This is a genomic window from Rhizobium sp. O111, from assembly GCF_055616315.1.
Genome location: NZ_JBSHXL010000001.1, coordinates 2,251,390 through 2,271,016, shown reverse-complemented (window position 1 = coordinate 2,271,016; position 19,627 = coordinate 2,251,390). Strand labels below are relative to the sequence as shown.

Below are 19,627 nucleotides of genomic sequence, written 5' to 3'. Positions count from 1 at the left end.
ATTTCCAAAAAGCTTGTGGCTTAACCGCCACGGGCGTCCCGCCACGAGGAAAACTCGGTGATCGTCTTGGACGCAATCTGCTGCATGACGGAGGCCGGTACCACGGCCCAGGGATCCTGCGCCTGCGAGGGAACGCTCTCCTGTCCCTGGATGCGGTGCAGCCGGGCGCCGCTGTTATCGAGCACATCCCAGACGTAGACCACCGTGACCTTGCCGCTGTCGGAAAAGGCCGAGAGGTAGCCCTTGAGGATGAAGGCGGTGCTGTTGTCGTTGGAGCTCTTGATCGAGAGGCCGTGCGAGCGGGCCTCAGCGCCGAGCTGCCGCGACAGGGGCGTCACGGCTTGAACCGGCGCGCCGATGATCGGCAGGAAGCGGACGGTCGATGCGCTAGATGGCGTCAGCATCGCCGTGCGCTTCGGCTCGGCTGCCTTTTCCTTGGCTTCCGCGTCGGCGATGTCCTGCTCTTCGGCCTGGGCGTTGGATACAGGTTCCGAAACGGTGTCGGAGACCGGCTCGGAAAGAGGCTGGCTGCGGATGGCGGCAGACGCTCTTGGCGATTGTTCGGTCTGGCCGTCGAGCGCATAGGCCTGCGCCTGCATCGTCGTCGGCGGAGCGCCGCGACCGGATATGGGGCCTGATGTGGTGTCCTGCTCGACATAGGCGGGGTGGTAGCCGCCCTCGCGCGGCGAAGACGCAAACGTCTGGCTGCGGCGCGGCGTGCCGGCCATGCGCTCGACCTCGCCCTGGGTGACCGGCGTCGAGCGGATGCTGCCCGAGGTGTCGCCAATGTCGACGAGGGGCGTCAGGGCATCCGTGGTGTTGCAGGCTGAAAGCAAGGCAAGGCAGGCGATGAGCGTGGGCGCTGTCGCAAGTCGCGTCATCCCTCGTGTCATCCTTCTTTCCGTGCGCGTGTCGCCACGCGGCATATGCCCCGGCAAACTTTATGACGGTCGGGGCACTGCAATGTCAATTGTCGATTCTAAAGGGTACCCACTCAGAGGTTGATGAAGTCGAGCGGGTGGCGCGACAACGCCTTCGGCTCGTCGGCCGTCGTGAGGTAGGTCTGGCCGAGGCTCATGGCCGTCCCGCTGTCGGAATCCATGATGATCATGTGGACGAAGAGCGACATGCCGGGTTCGATCGGCTGTGGATTGCCGACGTGGAACATCTGGTGTTCCATCCAGGAGGGCGAGAAGCGGGCGCCGAGCGAATAGCCGCAGGCGTTCAGGCGATGACGCGAGAGGCCGCGCTCCTCCATGATCTTCGAGTGGACGTCGAAGACATCGCCGAAGGTGTGTCCCGGCTTCAGCACGGTTTCGATGGCCTGGATGTTTTCAAGGCAGGCATTGTAGAGCTCGCGGTGGCGGTAGCTCGGCTCGCCGATAACGATCGTGCGCATCATCGCGGCGTGGTAATGCGCGTAGGCGCCAGCCCATTCCAGCGTCAGCTGGTCGTTGGCGTCGAGCCTGCGGCGGCCGGCCTTGTAGCGGCAGAGCAGGGCATCGGCGCCGGAGCCGATGATGAATTCGTTGGCGGGATAATCGCCGCCACCGGCAAAGACCGCGCCCTGCATGCCAGCCAGGATCGCGGCCTCATCGGCGCCTGCCTTCGTCAGCGAAAGGGCTGCGTCCAGCGCGTCGTCGGCAAGGGCTGCCGCGCGCTCGACATAGGCGATCTCCGTCGGGCTCTTGATCAGGCGCAGGCGGCTGACGAGGTAGGACGCGTCGGAAATCTGGCCGAAGGCCATCAGCTGCGTGTCGAGAAGCCTTGCGATGCGGCCGGTCATGCCATGTGTGTCGTATTCGACGCCGATGCGCGCGCCGAGCAGATCCATCTCGACCAGGAGGTTCTTGAGATCGACGGTCGGGTCGGCGTTGACCCGATCGACCCAGATATGAATGTTTTCGATGATCGACGTCTGCCGCGCCTGGCGCAGATCGGCCGAACGGGTGAGAAGCGCCATGGTGCCGTCGGCCTTGACGACCAGCGTCTGGAAGAAGCAGTAGCCGAAGGTGTCGTAACCCGTCAGCCAGTACATGCTTTCTTGGGCGAAGAGGAGGAGGGCATCGAGCTTCTCCTCCTGCATCTGTTGCGTCAGCCGCGCGAGGCGATCGGCGAATTCGGAGGTTTCGAAGTGTAGGCCCATACCGGTCACATCTCCCTTATGGCAATCGCCGAAATCTGTCGGCCGTAGTCCGGTTCCTGGCTGTGTGTCGTGCGTCGGTACGAAAAGAAACGTTCGCTGTCGGGATAGGTGCAGACGCCGAGGCTTTCGGCCTTGACGCCGGCGGCGCGCAATCGATCGATGGTGAAGGACGGGAGGTCGAACATCGAATGGCCGGGCTTTTCCGACTGGGTGAAGTAGCGCTGGTAGTCGCCATTTTCGCTGACGAAGCGCTCGACGAATTCGGGACCGACCTCGTAGCTCGCCTTGCTAATCGATGGGCCCAGGCAGGCGACGATCGCCTCGCGCTTGGCGCCGAGCCTGATCATGGCATCGATGGTGTTTTCGAGCACGCCGGTGAAGGCGCCCTTCCAGCCGGCATGGGCGGCGCCGACCACCCTGTTTTCCGGATCGGCGAAGAGGATTGGGCCGCAATCGGCGGCGAGCACGCCGAGCGCGATGCCGGGGGTTGCGGTCACCAGCGCATCGGCCGGCTGGCGGGTGCCGTCATAGGAGGCGTCGACCACCACGACGTCGGGCGAATGCACCTGATGCACGGTTGCCAGCCGCTCGACCGGCAGGTCGAACCAGCCGGCGACGCGCCTGCGGTTTTCCTCGACCTTGGCGCGCTCATCGTTGGAGCCGAGGCCGACATTGAGGCCGCGATAGATGCCGTCGGAGACGCCGCCCTGGCGGGTGAAATAGCCGTGCTGGATTGTGTCGCCCGTCGCTTCGTTCAGCAGCGCGCTTTGGATCGGTTCCGGGGAGGGCGCATGTGTCATCGGTCATTCCAAGATTTGTTTTAGCGACGCCCAGACGGTGTGCCGGACGAAGCGCTGTCGATTGCGGCGATGTTGACCCCGCCGCGCGCGCCCTGTCAATCCACGGAGCGGAACGGCATCAGATCGATGGCGGGATGGGAAACGGCCATCACCTTGAAGAGTTCCCCCATCTTTCCCTCGCCTTCGCCGGCCAGGCGGTCGACGGCGGCTTGGATGATCTGCTGGGTGCGGGGTTCGCGGTCGCGGCCAAGGGCGGCGGCGCGCTCGAGGATGCCGAGGCCCACCAGGAAGTCGCCCTGATGCAGCTGGCCGTTGACGTGGAGCCCGGCTGCCACGGCGGTCTCGCCGAGCGCTTGGAAATCGACGTGGCTGGTGAGATCGGCTTCGCCGGGGTGGGCGAGCGGCGGGTCGAATTCGTGCATGCGCACGGCCTGCAGCGTATCGCCGAAGCCGGTGATGAGGTGGCCGTAGTCAAGTGCCAGCGCCGTGCCGCCAAAGGCCTTCAGCCGATCGGCGATGGCGACCATGACGGATTCACGGGCAGGGGCGATCTCGAAGAGGGTGCCAAGCGGCACGGTCGCTGCTTGCTCCGGAAGCAGTTGCGGATCGATGCCGGCGACGCCGGTTCCGAAGGACAATTCGTCATCGACGTCGAGGCCGACCATGCGTTCGCGAAAGCCGGTCGCGGTCTTCACGAACTGGCGGATGGGGATTGCGTCGAAGAGTTCGTTGGCTGCGATCAGGGTGAGGCCCGGCGGGATCTCGTCGAAGCCGTCGTGCCAGCTGATCCTGCCCTGATAGGCGGCGAGCGTTTCCGCCTGCACCTCGCGCAGGCGCGGGCTGGTCTCGACGAGGTGAACGCTCATCGTTTCGAAGAGTGGCGGCGCGAGGCGCTCAATGACACGCAACATGTCCGACATCATCGTGCCGCGTCCGGGGCCGATCTCGACCAGCTTTACATCCGACGGCGTGCCGTGGCGCTGCCATGCGTGGACGATGAAGACGCCGATCATCTCGCCGAAGAGCTGGCTGACCTCGGGCGCGGTGACGAAGTCGCCGGAACTGCCGAAGGGTTCCTTTGTCTTGTAATATCCGTATTCGGGGTCGGCGAGGCACAGCGAAAAGTAATCGGTGACGCTGATCGGACCGTTCGCCTGAATGATAGCCTTGATCTTCTCACCGAGTGCGGTGGTCATGTTCTCCTCCTCCGGTGCCGCGATCAGGACTGCAGGGCAGCCTGACGACGGGCGCGGATCATGGCCCAGAGGCCCAGCAGGATCATCGGCGACGACAGGACCATGCCCATCGTCAGCCAGTTGGTGCCGAGAAGGTAGCCGAGTTGTGCGTCAGGTTCACGGAAGAACTCGACGAAGATGCGCGACAGCGCATAGCCGCAGACGAAGACGCCGGCGACGAAGCCGGGGGTCTTCAGCGCCTTCATGCCGTAGATGAGGGCGGCGAGCACGAGAACCAGCACGATGCCTTCGAGGCCCGCTTCATAAAGCTGGCTCGGGTGGCGTGCGAAAGGACCACCTGTCGGGAAGACCACGGCCCACGGCACGTCCGTCAGCCGGCCCCAGAGCTCGCCGTTGATAAAATTGGCGATGCGGCCGAAGAAGAGGCCGACGGGAACGACGGCGGCGACGATATCGAAGAGGTTCCAGAGCGGGATCTTGTTGCGCTTTGCGAAGATGATCATGGCGATCGTCGTGCCGGTCAGGCCGCCATGGAAGGACATGCCGCCGTTCCAGATCTGGATGGCGCGGATCGGGCTCTCGATGATCGCGGGCATGTCGTAGAACAGGATATAGCCGATGCGGCCGCCAAGGACGACGCCGAGCGCCACCCAGACGACGAAATCGTCGAGCTGCGCCTTCGTGATCGGCGAGACATTGCCGGGCCAGAGGCTGTCGTTCGCGGCGATGAGGCGCGCGTAGTACCAGCCGATCATGATGCCGGCGACATAGGCCAGGCCGTACCAGTGAATGGCCACGGGCCCGATTGCAAAGGCGATCGGGTCGATATTGGGGAACGGCATGATGGCCATAAGGTCGGCAGCTGTCTGCAAGGTAATCCCATCCGTTGATGTGGGCGGAAGATGGCCTTGCCATAACAGCGGGTCAAGTTGATTGTTAGTGATGCGAGATAAGTGCGACCGCTTATCCAGTGCAAAGCGCTTGCATCCTTAACGGCGAAGCCCTACCTCATTCCTGAGGGCCGAGAGCGGCCGGAAGCCATTATTTCAAAGGGAGTAAACCGCCATGACGACAGGCGCAAACCGCATCATGGACGAGTTCGCAAAGCTGATGACAGATGCCGCAGGTGCCGCCCAGGGCGTGCGCAAGGAAGTCGAGACGATGTTCAATGCGCAGGCCGAGCGCTGGCTGAACAGCATGGACGTGGTCAAGCGGGAAGAGTTCGAGGTCGTGCGCGAGATGGCGATCAAGGCGCGCGACGAAAATGATGCGCTGCTGGCGCGTATCGCCGCGCTCGAGGCGAAGCTCGAATCCAAGCCTGCCGCCAAGGGCAAGTAAATCCCGTTTGGGGACAGGGCGCGGTGTGGCCTTTGAGAGACACACCGCTGCTTCGGCCAAAAAATCGGGTGTGTTTATCCACCTGTGGACACTGCCAAAAAAGCCAATGGGCAGAGTCGTTTATACCCTCCTTCTGAATCCAATTCCCAACACCTTTCCACAGTGGCGTTCCCTAAAACGGCCCTCAGGGGGCTGGCACACCACCGGGTGCGTTATACACTGATTTTAAATGATGATTCGAAGCAGTTGGTAAGCTCCGGGCAGGTTCACTGCGTAAGTCTGGTAGCGGTTCAACGGTCATCTGGGTTGGTGGTTTCCGGGTTAGTTGCGTGTGTTCGCTTGTGTCTCGTTGGACGAAGTCGTTACGCATTCACTCCGGTCAAGAAGGTGCTGCATGAGCCTCATGGAATTGGAAGTCGAGCGTCAATCGAACCCGGTCGATATGATCGAGTACGTCGCCGCCCACAACGACTGGGCTTTCGAGCGGTCGGGTGACGACGAAATCGCGATGACGGTCGAGGGCAAGTGGACGGATTATCACGTCTCCTTTTCCTGGATGGAGGAATTCGAGGCGCTGCATCTCGGCTGCGCCTTCGACATCAAGATCCCCGAACAGCGTATGAATGAAGTGACGAAGCTTCTGGCCGGGATCAACGGTCAGGTGCTGATGGGCCACTTCGACGTCTGGCGTCAGGAGGATGTGATCATCTTCCGGCAGTCGCTGCTGCTTGCCGGCGGCGCGGAGCCGACGAACCGTCAGGTCGAAGTGCTGCTCGCCAGCGCGCTCGATACCTGCGAGACCTATTATCAGGCGTTCCAGTTCGTGATCTGGTCCGGCATGGACGCCAACCGGGCCATGGAAGCAGTTCTGTTCGAAACCGTGGGTGAAGCGTAATATGTCCGGTCTGTCGTCCTCGGGTCCAATCGTTCTTGTCGGCGCCGGCAACATGGGGGGCGCGATGCTCTCCGGCTGGCTGAAGAATGGTGTGCCCGGTGCCTCCGTCGTCGTCGTCGATCCCGGCCCCTCGGCCCAGATGATGGCGACGATCAATGAGGCGGGCGCCAGGCATGTGACGGCGCTTCCCGCGGAACTGAAGGCCGGCGTGCTGTTTCTGGCGGTGAAGCCGCAGGTGATGGACGCCGTGCTTCCCTCCGTGAAGAGCGCTGTCGGCGACGATACGGTCGTGGTTTCGGTCGCGGCGGGCAAGACGCTCGGTTTTCTCGAATCCCATCTCGGCGAAGCGGCGATGGTTCGCGCCATGCCCAACACGCCGGCCATGGTCGGCCGTGGCGTCACCGGTGCTTTCGCCAATCAACGCGTTGGCCAGAACCAGCGCGATCAGGTGCATGCGCTGCTCAGGGTTTCCGGACCCGTGGAGTGGGTGCCTTCCGAATCCGATATCGATGCCGTTACAGCCCTTTCGGGCAGTGGTCCTGCGTATGTGTTCTATCTCGTGGAGTGCATGGCAGAAGCAGGCCGCAAACTTGGCCTGCAGGCGGACCTTGCCATGCGGCTTGCACGGGAAACTGTCGCGGGGGCTGGTGAACTCTTGCACCAGTCCCCCGACGACGCATCGAAGCTTCGCCAGAACGTGACGTCTCCGGGCGGAACGACGGCGGCGGCGCTCTCGGTGCTGATGGCTGACGATGCGATGCAGCCGCTGTTCGACAAGGCTCTTTCGGCTGCCCGCAAGCGCGCCGAGGAGTTGGCAGGCTAATTCGAGGCTATTTTCATGACCGAAGAAATTACCTATGGCGATTTCGAGCGGGTCGACATCCGTGTCGGCACCGTGATCGAGGCCAATCCGTTTCCCGAGGCGCGCAAGCCGGCCTTCAAGCTTTTGATCGATTTCGGACCCGAGATCGGCGTCAAGAAGTCCTCGGCGCAGATCACCGTGCACTATACGCTCGAAAACCTCGTCGGCCGGCAGGTGCTGTGCGTGGTCAATTTCCCGCCGCTGCAGATCGGGCCGTTTCGCTCCGAGGTTCTGACGCTCGGTTTCGAGGACGAGGCCGGTGCCATCGTGCTCGCGGCGCCGGACAAGCCGGTGCCAAACGGCAAGAAGATCATGTGATTGGTGGAGCGCCGCCATGGCTTTGCGCCCGGCGTTTCATTGCCGACATTCTAGTGAATGTCGCGCGAGGGCGGGTCCGAGAGGCTGAAGTCGTGAAACGTGGCTTCGAAGCCGGCGCGTTGCGGTGAGCAGAAGACCGGGCCGACCATCAATTCCGCAAATTTCGGGTTGAACCAGGCGAGGCGCGCCATGCGCCAATCCGTCATCATGTCGGTCCTGTACTGGATGAACAGCGCATCGCCATTGCGCGTGACTCGCACCGACAGCCTTGCGAAATCATGGTCGATGCGAAATGCCGACCAATCGGAATTGTCGTTGGTGACGACGACGCTGAAGTGGCAGGCGCCGTCCGTATACTCGATCCCGCATTTCATCCAATGCGTCGCGTCGGCGCGCAGCATGATTCCGGCCTGATCGTAGAGCGCCTGGTAGTCCGCCGAAAAGTTCAGTTCGGCGGTGAAGTCGCCATGGCGGGACCGATGAAGGAAGTGGCCGTCGTCGCGGTGGAAGCCGTAATAGGTTCCCTGCCAGAAATCGGTCTTGTCGCCGGAGCGCACGTGTAGGCCGTCGTCGCGCTGCTCGGCAGACGGCGGTGGGTTGAGCCAGGTCATATTGGTGATATCGATCGCCATCGTATCTCAGGCCGGGATGCGGATGACGGCGCGCAGGCCGCCGAGCGGGCTGTCGCCAAGCGTGACGTTGCCACCATGGCTGCGAGCGATGTCGCGGGCGATCGCAAGGCCGAGACCCGTTCCCGACGCATCGAGATTGCGCGCCTCGTCGAGACGGAAGAAGGGCTTGAAGACGTCCTCGCGGTTCTGTTCGGGGATGCCGGGGCCGTCGTCGTCAAACACGATCGTCAGCCACTTGGCGCCGTGCTTGGCCTCGATGTTGAGGGTCTTGGCGTAGCGGCGCGCATTTGAGGCGAGGTTGGTGACGAGGCGTGTGAAGGCGTTCGGCCGGACCTCGATGTCGTCGTCGCCGTCGATGGAGTAGGTGAGCGTCTTGTCGTGCAGGGCGAAGTCCGGCTCTAGCTTCAACAGAAGCTCGCTGAGCTTGAGCTCGCCGACATCTTCCTCGACCTCGCTGCGGGCAAAGGCCATGTAGGCCTCCAGCATCGACTGCATGTCGTTGACGTCGTCGCTCATGCCTTGAAGATCGGGATTGTCGCCGGCGAGCGCCAGCTGCAGCTTGAAGCGCGTGAGGATGGTGCGCAGGTCGTGGCTGACACCTGTCAGCATCGCCGTTCGCTGCTCCATCTGGCGTTCGATGCGTTCGCGCATGAGGATGAAGGCGAGGCCGGCGCGGCGGACTTCGTCGGCGCCGCGCGGGTAGAAGTTTTCGGCCTTCTGGCCCTTGCCGAAGCTTTCGGCGGCGGCCGCGAGTTTCTGGATCGGGCGGATCTGGCCTCTCAGGAACAGGATGGAGATGGTGATCAGCACCAGCGATGCGCCGACCATCCAGACGATGAAGATATGGGTGTTGGAGGCGTAGGTCTGATTGCGCTTGGCAAGCACGCGCAGGATCTTGCCGTCGAGTTTCACCCTGACCTCGACGAGATTGGAATCGCCGACCGTGTCGATCCAGAAGGGGCGCTTGATCTGGTCGCGGATCTCGTCGCTCAGAATGCCGTCGAGAATGGAGAAGAACGGCTTGATGCGGGGCGGGGGGAGCTCGCCATCGGGCTCGATCGAGATCTGCAGGCCGAGCTGGTCGCGGGCGATGCGAGTAGCCTCGCTGTAATCGGTATCCTGCGGGTAAGTCTCGATCATCTGGATGATCGCGGCAATATCGGCGGTCACGGCCATCGACAGGCGCTGGGTGACCATCTGCCAGTGCCGCTCCATGAAGACCGCGGCGACGACGGACTGCAGGAGCACCATCGGCATGATGATGATGATCAGCGAACGGACGTAAAGGCCCTTGGGCAGCTGGCGGCGCAGCAGGCGCGTGAACCAACGCCAGCCGGAAACCGGCGAGCGGTCCTCGCGTCGCAGGGAATCGAATGTCACCATCTAATGCCTTTCCGGGTCCCGGATCATCAATCGATGCTCAGGCGGTATCCTATACCACGAACCGTCTGGAGCCAGACCGGATTTGACGGGTCGTCCTCGATTTTGCGGCGCAGGCGGTTGATCTGCACGTCGATCGTGCGCTCGCCGACATCGACATCGTTGCCGATCAGTTCGTGGCGGGGGATCGTGTCGCCGGCGCGCTTGGCGAAAAGCAGCATGATTTCCTGCTCGCGATCCGTCAGGCGCACGATCTCGGCAGCCTTCTTGAGCTCGCGGCGGGTGAGCGAGAATGTGTAGGGGCCGAACATGACCTGTTCGATCTTCGGCGCATCGCCGGAGACGTTGCGGCGCAGGATGTTGTTGATGCGGAGAACGAGCTCGCGCGGGTCGAAGGGCTTGGGCAAATAGTCATCGGCGCCGGCCTCGAGACCGGCGATGCGGCTGTCGGATTCGGCAAGCGCCGTCAGCATGATGATCGGCACGTTCTTGATAATGCGCAGATCCTTGGTGACGTCGATGCCGGATTCGCCGGGCATCATCACGTCCATGATGATCAGATCGAAATCGAGGCCGCCAAGCTTGCGGCGTGCTTCGGCGCCGTCGGCCGCGACGGTCACACGGAAGCCGTTCTCGCTCAGATAGCGGTTGAGCAGCGCGCGAATGCGCGTGTCGTCATCCACAACGAGCAAGTGTGCCGCATCGTCCGAAATCACTATCTTCGCCGCCATTCAGTCCGCTTTCGAGTTTTGTCTGTTCTGCATGCCACTCAGGAAGGCTTTCACACCCGCTCTGACCTCCGGGGAGGCTCCGTCGAATGCTCTCTCAATACGGCGCGATTGCGGCTCGGCGAGTGCAAGCGCCAGATCCCTGCCTGTTCCGGTGGGATAGAGCTTGCGCTGACGTCGGTCCTCAGGCCCCGCTTTTTGTTGAATATACCCCGAATCGATAAGCTGTTTGAGTACCCTTGCGAGACTCTGTTTGGTTATCTTCAACGTATCCAGGAGATCGGCAACGGTCATGCCGGGGTTTCGGTTAACGAAATGCACCACGCGGTGGTGCGCACGTCCAAAGCCGCTCTTCGCCAGGATGGCATCAGGATCGGAGACGAAGTCCCGATAGGAGAAAAACAGGAGCTCGATGATGTCGAAGTCGATGGTTTCGGTGTTTTCCAACGGCTTGGTCAAAGGCTCCGGCTTGGGCTCCTGCCTGCCGGCTCTCGGGCTGCTCTGTCGTGCCAATTTGGCATTTCCTTTCCTAGTCTGCGCCGCTTGACCGACAGCGCGGAAACATAGGTCAGCAATCATGACATATGTTCCAGTGTCTGTCGGTTTTCGGCTTTCGCGCGTGCAAAGAAGATCGGTGTTGTCAGTCGAACCGAGATGCCTCCGCGCAAAACTCCCCATGCGATACGCAATTCCCCTGCGTGATTGGATTAAGAGGCATATTTGCGGCAACAATCAACAGGCATGACGCGAGCGTTGCGGCGAGTTCACAGCCGACTGGCGAGCGCGCATGAAAAAGGCGGCCGGGTGGCCGCCTTAGCTGTCCATGATTTCAGGTCTTAGTTGTAGACGTAGACGATACGGCGCGTGCCCGGATCGACCAGTACAGGACGGTCGTTGATGCGGGCGTAGCGGTACTGATAGTCAGGGATTTCCTGGAAGGTCACCGTGCCGGGCACCTGCGCGCCGACGACGACGTCACCGCCGACCTCGACCGTGCGGCCAGGGTTGCTCTCGATATAGGTGGTGACCGTCTGCGGCGGTTCGATCGTCTCGACCGAGCCAACCGGGCCGAGCAGTTCGTCGCCCGGAGCGGGTTCGGCGGGGCCGGTCGCTGCCGTGGTTTCATAGGTCACAACGGGGATATCGAGATCGGACTGGTGCTGCTGGACGATCACCTGGTTGCCGTCCTGATCCATCTGCAGGTACTGGGCATAGACCCAGCCGCGCATGCCGTTGACATCAACACGGCACCACTGGCTCCCCGCGACGCAGCCGTCGAGGATGGTTTCGGAGCCGCGCGTCGCAACGCCGACAGCGGGATACTGCTCGCCGGGGCCGGCGTGAATGGTCAGATCGTTGATGGCCGTTGCGGCCATTTCCGCGCGGGCGAGGCCGGCGGTCGCCAGAACCATTGCGCCTGCCAGGAAAAGATTTCGCTTCATGGTCATCGTGGGTCTCCTTTTATAGACGGGTTGGTAACGCCCGGAATAAGGGGAGGTTCCGCCAAGCGCGATCACAGGAGATTACACTTGTCGTTGCGGCGTGACGGAGGGCTCGGCAAAATCAAGGCTGCACGTGCCGGCGTTTGCGACTATATCGACATCGAGACGGACGAACTGCGCAAGACACAAAGCGAGGCACCCCATGAGCATGCTCCAGGCCGGGATCATTCCGGTGACAGCGTTCCAGCAGAACTGCACGATCTTTTTCGACGAGGCGACGAAGGAAGGCGTAGTCATCGATCCGGGCGGCGATGTCGCCAATATCCTGCAGGGGATCGAGCAGAATGGGCTGAAGATCAAGGCGATCTGGCTGACCCACGGCCATCTCGACCATGCCGGCGGGGCCAAGGAGCTCAAGGAAGCGCTTGGCGTCGATATCATCGGCCCGCACGAGGACGACCTGCCGCTGTTGCAGCGGATCGAGACGCAGGCGGAGAAATACGGGCTGCCTTCCGGCCAGATGCAGAATGTCGAGCCGGATCGCTGGCTGAAGGATGGCGATACGGTGTCCTTCGGCGAGCATGTCTTCGAGGTCTATCACACGCCGGGCCACGCGCCGGGGCATGTCATCTATTTCAACCGGGCGCAGAAGTTCGCGCATTTGGGCGACGTTCTGTTCAACGGCTCGATCGGCCGCACCGATCTTCCCGGCGGAAACCACCAGCAGTTGCTGGATTCAATCCGCGACAAGGTGCTGCCGCTGGGCGATGAGGTCGGCTTCATCTGCGGCCATGGCCCGGGCAGCCGGATCGGCGACGAGCGGCGCGGCAATCCCTATCTGCAGGGGCTTTGAGCCGGGCAGGGGATCAGAGCGGGCAACGCCCGCACAAAACAAAAGCGCCGCTGAAAAGCGGCGCTTCGTGCATGAGCGTTCAGTATTCGATCAGTTCGCGACGCAGAAGTGGCTGCGGCCGTCATTGCCGATGAAGGTGCCGCTGCGCGGATCGAACGAACGGTAGCGGTAGGAGCAGTAGCGTTCCCACTGCGGGGTCCACGGCTCGACGCCGACGCGAACCGGAGCCGGCTGGTAGTAGCGTACCGGTGCCGGGCGGTAATAGCGGGGAGGTGCTGCGTAGACCGGACCGTCGTCATAGGCGTAGGGCGGGTCGATATAACGCGGTTCGTCGTAGCGCGGTGCATTGGCGATCGCCGAGCCGACGATCAAGCCTGTGGCAAGGCCGACAGCGCCGCCGACCCATGCATCGTTGTTATGGTGGTGGCGATAGCGCCAGTCGTCAGCCGATGCGACACCGATCGAGGAGAATGTGATGGCAGCCGCGGTTGCCGTCAGAAGAAGGGTCTTGGCAAGGCTATTCATGTGTTCTGTCCTGTTCAAACTCTTGGCCGGTTTTGCACCTTGATGATGGCAAGTTAACGGCTGGCGGCTGAATGCAGGCTGAACGATAAAACCCGGCGGCCCGCCGGGCTTCAACTCGATTGCAAAGGTAGGCTCTATCAGCCGTCGATCTGCAGGTTGACGGCCTTCGGGCCCTTGCCGCGACGATCCGGTTCGGTGTCGAAGCTAACCTTCTGGTTTTCCGTCAGTCCGGCCAATCCGGAAGCCTGCACGGCGGAAATGTGAACGAAGATGTCCGCGCCGCCCTTGTCAGGCTTGATAAAGCCAAAGCCCTTGTCGGTGTTGAAGAATTTTACAGTCCCAGTCTCGGCCATGCGTCAGGTCCTTTGATCTCTGCCCGCCATCCACACGGGCAGCATACTGATATTGCCTCCTCACGGAGACGCTAACAGGCAATTATTGAATTGTGAGAAAAAGGTCCCCTCTAAATCAGTATAGTTCTCCGCAGAACTTCCGCCTGCTTTTTCAGAACCTACCGACCGGAGTATTAGCGTCTCCGGCGCGCACAATCTTAAGGACTTCCCATGCTCGCAAAATGCCCGAACGCCACGAGATTGCTGCGATTATTCACTTTTGGCAAGCAAAAGTTTTCCGACGCAACGCTGCCTCGCGCGCCAATTCCGGGTGGGTTTTGGCCTTTGACGAAAAAAAGCACTCATCAGCCGCCGCTGAATAACGTTTTGTATCGTGAGCAATATATTTTAGGAGCAGATTTTGCCAAAATTACAACGTGCGCGCGACCTCGCGAACGTTAAACTTTTTTTCATATTTTCGGCTTCAGCCCGGATTTTGGCCGATAAGCAGGCCGTTTTGCCGACGTCGGCGGGCTATCTCGGGGACGATTTCAACTAGAAGCATTGCCGCGAACATCAGCGCGCAGCCGACATAGCCGAGAGTGGAAATCTTCTCGCCCAGCACAAGAGCGCCAAGTGCCGCGCCAAACAGCGCTTCGGACGACAGGAAGATGGCTGCTTGCGAGGAGGTGGTGTAGCGCTGGCCGATGATCTGCAGCGAGAAGGCGACGCCTGAGGAGAAGATGCCGACATAGAGGATCTCTGGCGCTGCGTCCCAGATCGCCGCCAGGCTGATGGGTTCGACAATGACGGCGGCGGCCAGCGCGCAGACGGCGGTGACGGCGAACTGCGCCACCGACAGCGTCAAGGCTCGGCCGGTCTCGGAGACGATGATGCCGGCGAGTGTGATCTGGCCGGCGGAGAAGACCGCGCAGAAGATCGTCAGGATATCGCCGCGCGACAGGGCCGACATGTCGCCACCCGACAGAAGGTAGATGCCGGTCAAGGCCATCAAGGCGCCCGGCCAGACGATCCAGTGCGGCGCCCGGCGCAGGAAAACCACGGCGATGATCGGAACGATCACGACGTAGAGCCCCGTGAGGAAGCTTGAATTGGTCACCGTCGTCGTCTGGAGGCCGATCTGCTGGGTGATCATGACGCCGAAGAGGGTGAGGCCTATCAGCAGATAGAGCATCGCGTGGCGCCCGGTGGTCTTGACCTTACTCTTGCGCGCCTCGATCAGCGCGAAGGGGAGCACGGCGACGGTGGCGATGGCGAAGCGCAGGCCGACGAACCAGAGCGGACCGATCGTTTCCATAGCCGTCGACTGCGCGACGAAGCCGCCGCCCCAGATGGCGCCAGCCAGCAATAGAACAAGGTTCGCCTGTATGCGCGTCATGTAAGCCTCAATCTGGGAGGTCGGCCAGACGGGGTTAGCGCTTTGCGGCCGAAAACGGAGTGGTCGAGATGGGCGACCGTTACCAGTTTCGTTCGACCGCAGCAAGACGACGCCTGCCGGCGACATCAGCCGCTGTTATCAGGTGCCCGGGAGACGCGCAGCAGCGCACCATCGTCGTCGTCGGTGACGATCAGAAGCGCGCCGTCGGGTGCCACCACGATATCGCGCATGCGGCCATAGGCGCCGTCGAAGATCCGCTCCTCGGCCACGAAGGCGCCGCTGTCATCGCGCTGCATGCGTGACAGCAGCTGGAATTTCAGGGCGGCGACCAGGAAGTCGCCATTCCATTCCGGAAACATCTTGCCGCGATAGATGGCGACAGCGCCCGGTGCGATCGAGGGATCCCAATAATAGAGCGGCTGCTCCAGCCCCTTCTTGGCGGTGCCTTCGCCGATCTCGGCGCCGGAATAGTCGCGGCCGTAGGTGATGATCGGCCAGCCGTAGTTCTTGCCCGGCTCGATGCCGTTGATCTCGTCGCCGCCGCGCGCACCGTGCTCGACGGTATAGAGCTTGCCGTCGGCGCTATCGAAGGTGATGCCCTGCGGGTTTCTGTGGCCCTTCGACCAGATTTCCGGCAGCGCCTTGGCGCCGTCCTTGAAGGGATTGTCATTGGGGATGCTGCCATCGGCATTGATGTGGACGATCGCGCCGGCATCGTCCTGCCAGTCCTGCGAGCGGTCGCGATCACCGCGGTCGCCGATGCTGATGAAGAGCGAGCCATCCTTGGCGATGGCGATGCGCGAGCCATACTGAATGCTGCCGCTGGTGAACTTTCGCATCTTGTAGATCGACTTGACGTTTTCGAGCGTGGTTCCGTCGGCCGAAAGCGTGGCGCTGAAGGCTTCGGTGCCGGAGCCGCCATCACCTTGGGTCGATGCCGTGAGATAGAGGGTCCGCGAGGTGGCGAAATCGGGTGCCAGTTCCACGTCCATGAGGCCGCCCTGGCTTCTGGCGTAGACTTTGGGCACGCCGGATATTGGTGCGGAAAGCTTGCCGTCGCGGACGATCCGCAGGCGGCCCGGGCGTTCGGTGACGAGATAGCCGCCATCGGGAAGGACCGCGACCGCCCAGGGATGTTCCAGTCCCGAGGCGATCGTTTCGACCTGAACCTGCACCTTCTTGGTCTCGACCGTGTCGGCTGCCATGACAGGGGCTGATTGGGCGATGACCGCAGCTAGCAGCATGCCGATCCCTGGCGCTCTACCAATCCGAAGTGTCGAAACTGATCTCATTCCCCATCCCCTACTGCCAACTTACAAATGTCAATCCGCCTGAGAGTTGGAGGAGCAGGCGCCTTGCTTCAACCCTCAAGGGGTGTGGGATAACGGCATTGTGTTTCGGTTCTGAACCGAACCGGTCGTTTTCGCGTCGACGAGTTCGGCATCGACGATATAGCGCAGCGGCCCGCGTTCGGTAGCGCCGAAGGGCCAGCAGGTCGCCAGCACGAGATGACGACCATGCGCTGAGGGGTCGATGCCGCTGTTGTCCCAGGAGACGACGCGGCCTTCGCCTGCCTTGAAGATCAAGCGTTCGCCGTCGCGGCGCGTCACCTCGATCTCATCGCCCGGCTTGACGTCCTTCAGCCAGCGGAAGTGGGTGTCGCGATGGGCGGCGATGACGGATGTGCCTTCGTCGCCGGGCTGCGGCGTGTTGGTGAGCCATGCGGGCCCGAAGGCAAGGGCTTCGCCGGAGGCGCCGGAGAGAACGATCGCCTGCTTGCCGAGGCGCGGGGCGCTGACCTTCGCCTCGGTGGTGAAGTCGGCCCAGGGCCAGGGCTTGGCATCCTCGCCGCGCAGTTCGGCCGCGAAGGCGCGCGCGAGCAGGAATTGCGACAGCTGCGCCTTCGCCTTGATGTAGATTCCGTCGCCGATCAGGATCATCCCGTAGAGCGCCAGGATGGCGATGCCTGCAGCGATCACCTTTTCGACTGCGGAGAAGCGGGGCCATAGCGCGGAGGGCTGCTTGCTATCAGGTGTATCGAAGGCGGTTGCCGCCGCCGTCGCCATGGCGAGTTCCAGATAGGTGGGAAGCGGGCCGAAATCATCGGCCGGCCCGGCTCCGCTGGTTCTGCCTGTTCTAATGGCCACGGCGGGTCCCTCCCGCCATGGCGTTGCGGCGCTTCCACGCCATCAGCCCGGTTGCGGCCAGCAGTGCCAGTACCATCATGGTCACGCCGCGGGCGATCTGCTCGTCGGCGCGGGTGGCGGTCTGCGGCAACTGGATGGAGGCCGAGCGCTGGGCGATCAGGTTGGCGGCCTTGGGTGTCGGGGCGGCCGCCATGCGGGTTGCCGCGAGCTCGGCCACCTGCTGCAGCGGTGCGGCCATGGCGTGGTCGGGTCCGTTGCCTGACGGGGCCTGCGGGGCAGGGGCGGTTTCGCCGTAGACTTTCTCGAAGTCCCAGCCATCAGGGAGGTTGAGCGGCAGCTTTGCCGAATCCAGCGGCTTGTCTGAAGGGCGCGACGGGGTGACATCGACGGCGACGAGGCTGGTCATGCGCGAGACGAGGTGATGGGCGAGCGCCACGGTCTCGACGTCCTTGTCGAGTGCTGTCGGGTCCTGCCGCTCATAGGCACGGGCTTCGAGGTCGTCGATCTTGCGGCGCGCCCAGAGCTTGGAGATGCCCTGGCCGTCGGCGGCATTGGCGATATCCATCTCGACGCGCCACGGCTGGACGCCAGTCTTGCCCGTGATCTGCAGCTTGCCTGATGGCTTGGCGTCCGGCAGTTCTGCTGTCAGCACCACGGGTTCGCCGGTGTAGAGGTCGGGCATGGGGTTGGGGGTGATGTCCTCGGCCTTGGCGTTTTCGAAGGTCGCTGCGATATCGGTCATCGCCGGGTTCTGCAGCTTCTGGAACAGCTCGGCCATGCGCGTGGCGATCTGGTCGGTGGAGCCGATCTGGGTGAAGGTGCCGCGGCCCATCTCGGCCGCCTTGGTCATGAAGTAGGAGTTGGGCGCCGAGCCGATGCCGACGGTGAAGACACGGGCGTCGCCACGGTTCTGTGTGATCTCGGTGAAGAGCCGCTGCTCGTTGCCGATCGCGCCGTCGGTGAGGAAGACGACCTGGCGCAGCGCGCCCGCCGCGACCGAGCCCTGGTTGCGCAGCGCATCCTGCAACGCCGGCAGCATCTCGGTGCCGCCATCGGCGTTCAGGCTCCTCACATAGGATATCGCCTTTTCGCGATTGTCGGGGGAGGCGGCGACGAGGCCGTTGAAATAATCGGTCATCGTGTCGTCGAAGCGGATCACGTTGAAGCGGTCGTCGGCGTTGAGCCTCGAGATGGCGAGTGCCAGGCTCTCCTTGGCCTGCTCGATCGATGGGCCGGACATGGAGCCGGAATTGTCGATGACGAAGACGACCTCGCGCTTTAAGGGGGCTGCATTCGCATCCGGCGTCGCGGGCGGGGTGACGAAGGCGAGAAGATAGGTCTTGCCGTCGCGCACTTCGCGGAAGAGGCCGGCGCTCGGCGTCTTGCCGGGGGCGGCCTTCCAGGTGAGTTCGAAATCCTTGTCGGCCGGAACGGTTTCATTCTTCAGCGCGATCACGCGGTTCTGGTCGCCGTCGGTCTTGATATCGACTTCGTGGAAGGAGGATTTGACATCGCCGAGCGGGAAGCCGGCCTTCAGCTTTACGGTCAGCGCGACGGGGTTGATCTTGGCGTTTTCGCGCGGATCAAGCACCGGTGCTGCGATCTTCTCGCGGTTTTCGACGGGATCGGACGGGACGGCGAAGCCGGCGCCATTGTTGAATTCGACGGTCTGGACGATCGGTGCCGGATTGTAGCGGGGTGCCACGACCATCGGGAAGCGCAGCGAGAACTCGCCGCCGGACTGGTGCACCGTCTGCTGGTATTCGACCTGCACGACGATGGTTTCGCCGGGGCCGATATTGGCGACCTGGTTGGTGAAGATGTTGGGGCGTTGCTGTTCCAACAGCGCGGTCTTCTTGCCCTCGGCCTTGGCCTGCTCGTAGATCTCGCGGGCTTCCTGTCGCGGCTTGATCTGGCCCTCGATGAAGCGGTCGCCGATCTGCATCTTCAGGACGTCGACGGCGGAATTTTCAGGCAGCGGGAAGACGTAAGTGCCCTCGACCCAACCCTTGCTCGGGTTCTGGAAGCGCTGGGTGACCTTGACGCGGGCGATGGGGCCGGTGACGTCCATCTCGACGTCGGTCTTAAGCCTCGGCGCCTCGACGAAGAAGCCGGGTTCCTTGGCGGGAAAGAGCAGCGAGCCGCTGTTGACGTCGTTCGGCTTGATCAGGCCGGCGAGCTCGCGGGCTTTCGGCTGGCTTTCCTCGGCGGCATAGGCGGCCGTCACCAGTCCTGATGTGACCAGGATGGAGGCGGCGAATGCCACGAATGCGATCAACAGGGATATGGAAACGCGGGCGGCGCGCAGCCGCCTGATGGTGACTTCATCTTCCAGAAACATGGCATGCCCTCAGTAACCAATTTCGGAGATGCAAGAATGCGGCTTCGATCTCGGCGGGCTCGCGACCGAATTGCGGCATGCCACGGCATTTGTTGCGGCCAATTCGTGGCGAAGGGCCGATTTGGCGAAGTTTTTGATTTCAAGGCGTAAATCGGGATCGCGTCGACGATACGGCTTCGGATTATGCGAATCACGATCTCGATGGCGCGAATGATCACGAAGAATCATCCGATTCATCACCCCTTTGGCCTTGAAAAGCCTGCCTACATTGGACATAGACCGTAGCGCAGAAA

General features: G+C 62.4%; 21 protein-coding genes. 5 read left to right on the top strand and 16 right to left on the bottom strand.

Features of this window, described 5'->3' with window-relative positions; all coding sequences use genetic code 11:
* Nucleotides 1-20 precede the first annotated feature (20 nt).
* The 5 genes from ACVTFQ_RS11565 to lgt all read right to left on the bottom strand — a co-directional run bounded on the left by ACVTFQ_RS11565 (nt 21) and on the right by lgt (nt 5,014).
* Nucleotides 21-881 carry a hypothetical protein gene (locus ACVTFQ_RS11565; RefSeq protein WP_111562860.1) on the bottom strand — a complete coding sequence of 287 codons (861 nt, stop codon included), beginning with the start codon at nt 879-881 and terminating at the stop codon, nt 21-23.
* Nucleotides 882-994: 113 nt separating this feature from the next.
* Nucleotides 995-2,146: a M24 family metallopeptidase gene (locus tag ACVTFQ_RS11560; protein WP_111562859.1), complete on the bottom strand. Its 1,152-nt coding sequence runs from the start codon at nt 2,144-2,146 to the stop codon at nt 995-997.
* Between the two features lie 5 nt (nt 2,147-2,151).
* Complete coding sequence (gene pgeF / locus ACVTFQ_RS11555) at nt 2,152-2,946, bottom strand: peptidoglycan editing factor PgeF (protein WP_112435946.1); 795 nt, start codon at nt 2,944-2,946, stop codon at nt 2,152-2,154.
* A 95-nt stretch (nt 2,947-3,041) separates the two neighbouring features.
* Entirely contained in the window at nt 3,042-4,142 is a 1,101-nt protein-coding gene (locus ACVTFQ_RS11550; protein ID WP_111562857.1) for a class I SAM-dependent methyltransferase, read from the bottom strand.
* 23 nt (nt 4,143-4,165) lie between these two features.
* The gene (gene lgt, locus ACVTFQ_RS11545) at nt 4,166-5,014 is read right to left on the bottom strand and encodes a prolipoprotein diacylglyceryl transferase (protein ID WP_181459272.1); all 849 of its coding nucleotides are present in this window, start codon (nt 5,012-5,014) and stop codon (nt 4,166-4,168) included.
* 193 nt (nt 5,015-5,207) lie between these two features.
* Here lgt and ACVTFQ_RS11540 point away from each other — a divergent pair, with 193 nt between their 5' ends.
* The 4 genes from ACVTFQ_RS11540 to ACVTFQ_RS11525 all read left to right on the top strand — a co-directional run bounded on the left by ACVTFQ_RS11540 (nt 5,208) and on the right by ACVTFQ_RS11525 (nt 7,555).
* Nucleotides 5,208-5,480, top strand: a complete 273-nt coding sequence (locus ACVTFQ_RS11540; RefSeq protein WP_047506065.1) for an accessory factor UbiK family protein — start codon at nt 5,208-5,210, stop codon at nt 5,478-5,480.
* A gap of 394 nt (nt 5,481-5,874) precedes the next feature.
* Nucleotides 5,875-6,375, top strand: a complete 501-nt coding sequence (locus ACVTFQ_RS11535; RefSeq protein WP_026282796.1) for a type III secretion system chaperone family protein — start codon at nt 5,875-5,877, stop codon at nt 6,373-6,375.
* A 1-nt stretch (nt 6,376) separates the two neighbouring features.
* Nucleotides 6,377-7,198: a pyrroline-5-carboxylate reductase gene (gene proC, locus ACVTFQ_RS11530; protein ID WP_018897400.1), complete on the top strand. Its 822-nt coding sequence runs from the start codon at nt 6,377-6,379 to the stop codon at nt 7,196-7,198.
* Nucleotides 7,199-7,213: 15 nt separating this feature from the next.
* A complete protein-coding gene (locus tag ACVTFQ_RS11525) occupies nt 7,214-7,555 on the top strand; it encodes a tRNA-binding protein (protein ID WP_111562855.1) in 342 nt (113 codons plus the stop codon).
* 50 nt (nt 7,556-7,605) lie between these two features.
* On the opposite strand, the gene ACVTFQ_RS11520 is transcribed toward ACVTFQ_RS11525, so the two are convergent.
* The 5 genes from ACVTFQ_RS11520 to ACVTFQ_RS11500 form a co-directional block, all read right to left on the bottom strand.
* Nucleotides 7,606-8,187 (bottom strand): DUF1349 domain-containing protein, encoded by a 582-nt coding sequence (locus tag ACVTFQ_RS11520; protein ID WP_111562854.1) that lies wholly within the window; start codon nt 8,185-8,187, stop codon nt 7,606-7,608.
* A 6-nt stretch (nt 8,188-8,193) separates the two neighbouring features.
* Complete coding sequence (locus ACVTFQ_RS11515; RefSeq protein WP_111562853.1) at nt 8,194-9,570, bottom strand: ATP-binding protein; 1,377 nt, start codon at nt 9,568-9,570, stop codon at nt 8,194-8,196.
* Nucleotides 9,571-9,596: 26 nt separating this feature from the next.
* Entirely contained in the window at nt 9,597-10,298 is a 702-nt protein-coding gene (locus tag ACVTFQ_RS11510) for a response regulator (protein ID WP_018897404.1), read from the bottom strand.
* Complete coding sequence (locus ACVTFQ_RS11505) at nt 10,299-10,808, bottom strand: MarR family winged helix-turn-helix transcriptional regulator (RefSeq protein ID WP_111563011.1); 510 nt, start codon at nt 10,806-10,808, stop codon at nt 10,299-10,301.
* A gap of 323 nt (nt 10,809-11,131) precedes the next feature.
* Nucleotides 11,132-11,743 (bottom strand): DUF1236 domain-containing protein, encoded by a 612-nt coding sequence (locus tag ACVTFQ_RS11500; protein WP_018897407.1) that lies wholly within the window; start codon nt 11,741-11,743, stop codon nt 11,132-11,134.
* A gap of 196 nt (nt 11,744-11,939) precedes the next feature.
* Between ACVTFQ_RS11500 and ACVTFQ_RS11495 the strand changes: the two genes are divergently transcribed.
* Nucleotides 11,940-12,590, top strand: coding sequence for an MBL fold metallo-hydrolase (locus ACVTFQ_RS11495; protein WP_111562852.1), 651 nt, complete (start codon nt 11,940-11,942; stop codon nt 12,588-12,590).
* A 90-nt stretch (nt 12,591-12,680) separates the two neighbouring features.
* On the opposite strand, the gene ACVTFQ_RS11490 is transcribed toward ACVTFQ_RS11495, so the two are convergent.
* The 6 genes from ACVTFQ_RS11490 to ACVTFQ_RS11465 form a co-directional block, all read right to left on the bottom strand.
* The gene (locus tag ACVTFQ_RS11490) at nt 12,681-13,115 is read right to left on the bottom strand and encodes a BA14K family protein (RefSeq protein ID WP_018897409.1); all 435 of its coding nucleotides are present in this window, start codon (nt 13,113-13,115) and stop codon (nt 12,681-12,683) included.
* Nucleotides 13,116-13,252: 137 nt separating this feature from the next.
* A complete protein-coding gene (locus tag ACVTFQ_RS11485; protein WP_018897410.1) occupies nt 13,253-13,468 on the bottom strand; it encodes a cold-shock protein in 216 nt (71 codons plus the stop codon).
* A gap of 463 nt (nt 13,469-13,931) precedes the next feature.
* Nucleotides 13,932-14,846 (bottom strand): DMT family transporter, encoded by a 915-nt coding sequence (locus ACVTFQ_RS11480; RefSeq protein WP_111562851.1) that lies wholly within the window; start codon nt 14,844-14,846, stop codon nt 13,932-13,934.
* Nucleotides 14,847-14,971: 125 nt separating this feature from the next.
* Nucleotides 14,972-16,090 (bottom strand): PQQ-dependent sugar dehydrogenase, encoded by a 1,119-nt coding sequence (locus ACVTFQ_RS11475; RefSeq protein WP_112435945.1) that lies wholly within the window; start codon nt 16,088-16,090, stop codon nt 14,972-14,974.
* Nucleotides 16,091-16,213: 123 nt separating this feature from the next.
* Complete coding sequence (locus ACVTFQ_RS11470; protein WP_409527936.1) at nt 16,214-16,993, bottom strand: class GN sortase; 780 nt, start codon at nt 16,991-16,993, stop codon at nt 16,214-16,216.
* The gene (locus ACVTFQ_RS11465) at nt 16,983-19,334 is read right to left on the bottom strand and encodes a marine proteobacterial sortase target protein (protein ID WP_111562850.1); all 2,352 of its coding nucleotides are present in this window, start codon (nt 19,332-19,334) and stop codon (nt 16,983-16,985) included. Before ACVTFQ_RS11465 ends, ACVTFQ_RS11470 begins: the two co-directional genes overlap by 11 nt.
* Between the last annotated feature and the right edge of the window lie 293 nt (nt 19,335-19,627).

Excerpts from the sequence above, each read along its gene's own strand:
- ACVTFQ_RS11550 (WP_111562857.1), bottom strand. The coding sequence starts at position 4,142 with ATGACCACCGCACTCGGTGAGAAGATCAAGGCTATCATTCAGGCGAAC.
- ACVTFQ_RS11500 (WP_018897407.1), bottom strand. The coding sequence starts at position 11,743 with ATGACCATGAAGCGAAATCTTTTCCTGGCAGGCGCAATGGTTCTGGCG.
- ACVTFQ_RS11515 (WP_111562853.1), bottom strand. The coding sequence starts at position 9,570 with ATGGTGACATTCGATTCCCTGCGACGCGAGGACCGCTCGCCGGTTTCC.
- ACVTFQ_RS11560 (WP_111562859.1), bottom strand. The coding sequence starts at position 2,146 with ATGGGCCTACACTTCGAAACCTCCGAATTCGCCGATCGCCTCGCGCGG.
- ACVTFQ_RS11510 (WP_018897404.1), bottom strand. The coding sequence starts at position 10,298 with ATGGCGGCGAAGATAGTGATTTCGGACGATGCGGCACACTTGCTCGTT.
- ACVTFQ_RS11465 (WP_111562850.1), bottom strand. The coding sequence starts at position 19,334 with ATGTTTCTGGAAGATGAAGTCACCATCAGGCGGCTGCGCGCCGCCCGC.
- ACVTFQ_RS11495 (WP_111562852.1), top strand. The coding sequence starts at position 11,940 with ATGAGCATGCTCCAGGCCGGGATCATTCCGGTGACAGCGTTCCAGCAG.
- ACVTFQ_RS11535 (WP_026282796.1), top strand. The coding sequence starts at position 5,875 with ATGAGCCTCATGGAATTGGAAGTCGAGCGTCAATCGAACCCGGTCGAT.
- ACVTFQ_RS11475 (WP_112435945.1), bottom strand. The coding sequence starts at position 16,090 with ATGCTGCTAGCTGCGGTCATCGCCCAATCAGCCCCTGTCATGGCAGCC.
- ACVTFQ_RS11525 (WP_111562855.1), top strand. The coding sequence starts at position 7,214 with ATGACCGAAGAAATTACCTATGGCGATTTCGAGCGGGTCGACATCCGT.
- pgeF (WP_112435946.1), bottom strand. The coding sequence starts at position 2,946 with ATGACACATGCGCCCTCCCCGGAACCGATCCAAAGCGCGCTGCTGAAC.
- ACVTFQ_RS11520 (WP_111562854.1), bottom strand. The coding sequence starts at position 8,187 with ATGGCGATCGATATCACCAATATGACCTGGCTCAACCCACCGCCGTCT.
- ACVTFQ_RS11490 (WP_018897409.1), bottom strand. The coding sequence starts at position 13,115 with ATGAATAGCCTTGCCAAGACCCTTCTTCTGACGGCAACCGCGGCTGCC.
- ACVTFQ_RS11480 (WP_111562851.1), bottom strand. The coding sequence starts at position 14,846 with ATGACGCGCATACAGGCGAACCTTGTTCTATTGCTGGCTGGCGCCATC.
- ACVTFQ_RS11540 (WP_047506065.1), top strand. The coding sequence starts at position 5,208 with ATGACGACAGGCGCAAACCGCATCATGGACGAGTTCGCAAAGCTGATG.
- proC (WP_018897400.1), top strand. The coding sequence starts at position 6,377 with ATGTCCGGTCTGTCGTCCTCGGGTCCAATCGTTCTTGTCGGCGCCGGC.
- ACVTFQ_RS11485 (WP_018897410.1), bottom strand. The coding sequence starts at position 13,468 with ATGGCCGAGACTGGGACTGTAAAATTCTTCAACACCGACAAGGGCTTT.
- ACVTFQ_RS11565 (WP_111562860.1), bottom strand. The coding sequence starts at position 881 with ATGACGCGACTTGCGACAGCGCCCACGCTCATCGCCTGCCTTGCCTTG.